1 protein-coding gene and 1 pseudogene (1 of these 2 running past the window's edge) are annotated in these 2,777 nt (G+C 40.3%); both read left to right on the forward strand.

Annotation, left to right across the window (positions count from 1 at the left end; genetic code table 11):
• Positions 1-46 precede the first annotated feature (46 nt).
• Positions 47-1,081, forward strand: a complete 1,035-nt coding sequence (locus HZC45_00510; GenBank protein MBI5681653.1) for a site-specific DNA-methyltransferase — start codon at positions 47-49, stop codon at positions 1,079-1,081.
• Between the two features lie 33 nt (positions 1,082-1,114).
• Positions 1,115-2,777 (forward strand): annotated as a pseudogene (locus tag HZC45_00515) (pyruvate, phosphate dikinase) (it continues 954 nt past the right edge of the window).

The raw sequence follows: 2,777 nt of genomic DNA on the forward strand, positions 1-2,777 counted from the left end.
GGAATTTACAAAATTCTCTACAACGAATTTAAAGGACAAGACCCCAATGAATAGTGAACATCTGAATAAAATCATTCACGGCGATTCGTTGCAAATCCTTACTGAAATTGATGCAGGAAGTATTGATTTGGTTTTAACCGACCCCCCTTACTTTTTAGACAAGATGGATAACGGTTGGGATGTAAAAAAAGTTGCTCTAATTACTGATTATTGCCATACCATAAAGTCCTTGCCACCGGGGATGAAATTTGACAAAGGGCAAGGGAAAAAATTTTATGATTGGTATTACCAAATTTCAAGAGAAATTATCAGAGTTTTAAAACCGGGCGGATTTTTCTTTTCATTTTCAAGCCCGCGATTGTATCATAGGATGGTATCTGCAATGGATGATGCCGGATTTTTGATTAGAGATTGTTTTATCTGGCTTTATACGCAAAATCAGCCAAAGGCAATGAGTTTGAATCATTTTATTGAAAAATTGAATGAAAATAAAAAGGTAAAAGAAAATTTAAAAAATCAATTGAGCGGTTGGAAAACGCCGCAAATCAAGTCTTGCTTTGAACCGATTGTGATGGCGCAAAAAGAACCACAAGGGACATTTCTGGAGAATTTCAGAAAATATAATGTTGGATTGTTAAATACCAATGTTAAAATCGGTCAAGAGATGTTTCCTGCAAATGTGGTTTCAACAGACAAAATAAATGAAGTTATTGATAAATGTTTTTTGATTTCAAAACCAGATAAAAAAGAAAAGGGGGATTTTAATTTGCACAGGACTGTTAAGCCGTTAAGTTTGTGCGAATATATCATAAGTTTAACAACCTACTCAAATGAAGCAATTGTTCTTGACCCTTTTGCCGGCAGCGGAACAACATTAGTGGCAGCAAAAAAAATGGGAAGAAAATTTATCGGCATTGATATAAACAAGGAATATATTGAAACAGCAAAAAGAAGAGTTGGGGCTATAAATATGAATTATGCTGCCATTGATGATATAGGTAGAGAAAGACAGTTAAGAATTCTTGATAAAAGAGCAAGATACAAAAAATTAAATAAGCGCAAGATAGCAAAAGCAGTTTAAAAAATTTGACTATACAATTTTCGGAGGTTTTTTATGGCGTCTAAAAAATATGTTTATTTCTTCGGCGGCGGCAAGGCTGAAGGAAACGGAAAGATGAAAGAACTACTCGGCGGCAAAGGCGCAGGCCTTGCCGAGATGACAAATATAGGGCTTCCTGTGCCGGGAGGCTTTACAATCACTACAGAGGTCTGCGACCTCTTTTACAAAAATAATAAAAAAGAGCCAAAAGGACTTGACAAGGAGGTCTTAAAAAACCTTGCAAAACTCGAAAAACTTGTCTGCAAAAAACTTGGCGACGCAAACGACCCGCTTTTGGTATCAGTTCGTTCAGGCGCTGCCAGAAGTATGCCGGGGATGATGGAAACGATTTTAAATTTAGGGCTCAATGATAAGTCAGTAGAAGGGCTTGCAAGAAAGACAGGCAATAGAAGATTTGCATTGGATGCCTACCGCAGATTTATCACAATGTACGGCTCTACAGGCATGGGTATACCCAGAGAGGAGTTTGACCATGAGTTCAACGAGATTAAAGAAAAGAGGACTAAACCTAGACTTGGCGCTGCAAAAAACAAGATTCAGGATACTGATGTTAATGAAAAAGAACTTGAGGAACTACTCCAGCGGTTAAAATCTGTTTATAAAAAACACACAAAAAATGATTTCCCGCAGGACCCAATAGTGCAGTTATGGGGAGCAATCAACGCAGTATTCGGCTCATGGATGGCTGAAAAGGCTGTCACATACAGAAGGGTGGAGAAGATTACAGGACTACTTGGAACAGCGGTAAATGTGGTTCAGATGGTGTTTGGAAATATGGGTGAAACATCCGGCACAGGTGTATGTTTCACAAGAGACCCGAACACAGGCGAGAATATCTATTACGGCGACCTCCTTATGAATGCGCAGGGGGAGGATGTTGTTGCAGGCATCAGAACGCCTCTCCATTTAATAGATTTAAATGACAGGATGCCAGAAATCTATAAGCAATTATGCGGTGTGAGAAAGAAACTTGAAAAACATTACAAGGATATGCAGGATATAGAATTTACTGTTGAGGAGGGCAAATTATACATACTCCAGTGCCGTTCAGGAAAACGCTCTCCTGGCGCGGCATTCAGCATTGCAGTTGACATGGTCAAGGAAAAACTCATATCAAAGAAAGAGGCGCTGCTGCGGATTACTGACAAGGAGATTGAAGGGCTTTTTTATCCTGTTATAGACCCGAAAATAAAAAGGGATGAATTGAATAAACACCTTTTTGCAGCAGGCATTGCCGCTGTTCCCGGCGCTGCAACAGGCAAGGTAGTGTTCAATGCCAAAGATGCAGAGGATTGGGCAGAAAGAGGCGAAAAGGTAATCCTTGTTAGAAAAGAGACAAGCCCTGAGGATGTGGGCGGAATGCACGCTGCGCAGGGGATTTTGACTGCAACGGGAGGCAAGACCTCTCATGCGGCGGTTGTCGCAAGGGGATGGGGAAAGTGCTGTATAGTTGGATGCGAAGAACTTGCAGTAGATTATATCCATAAAACAGCGGTAGCAGGAAACAAGGTTTTAAGAGAGGGCGATGAAATCACCATAAACGGCTCAACTGGCGAGGTGTTTCAGGGCGCGCTGCATCTTATAAAACCTGAACTTCCTCAGGCATATTATACAATAATGAAGTGGGCTGATGAAATCAGAAAACTTATGGTAAGGA

This window comes from Deltaproteobacteria bacterium, from assembly GCA_016223005.1.
Classification (GTDB): Bacteria; Desulfobacterota; GWC2-55-46; order UBA9637; family GWC2-42-11; genus JACRPW01.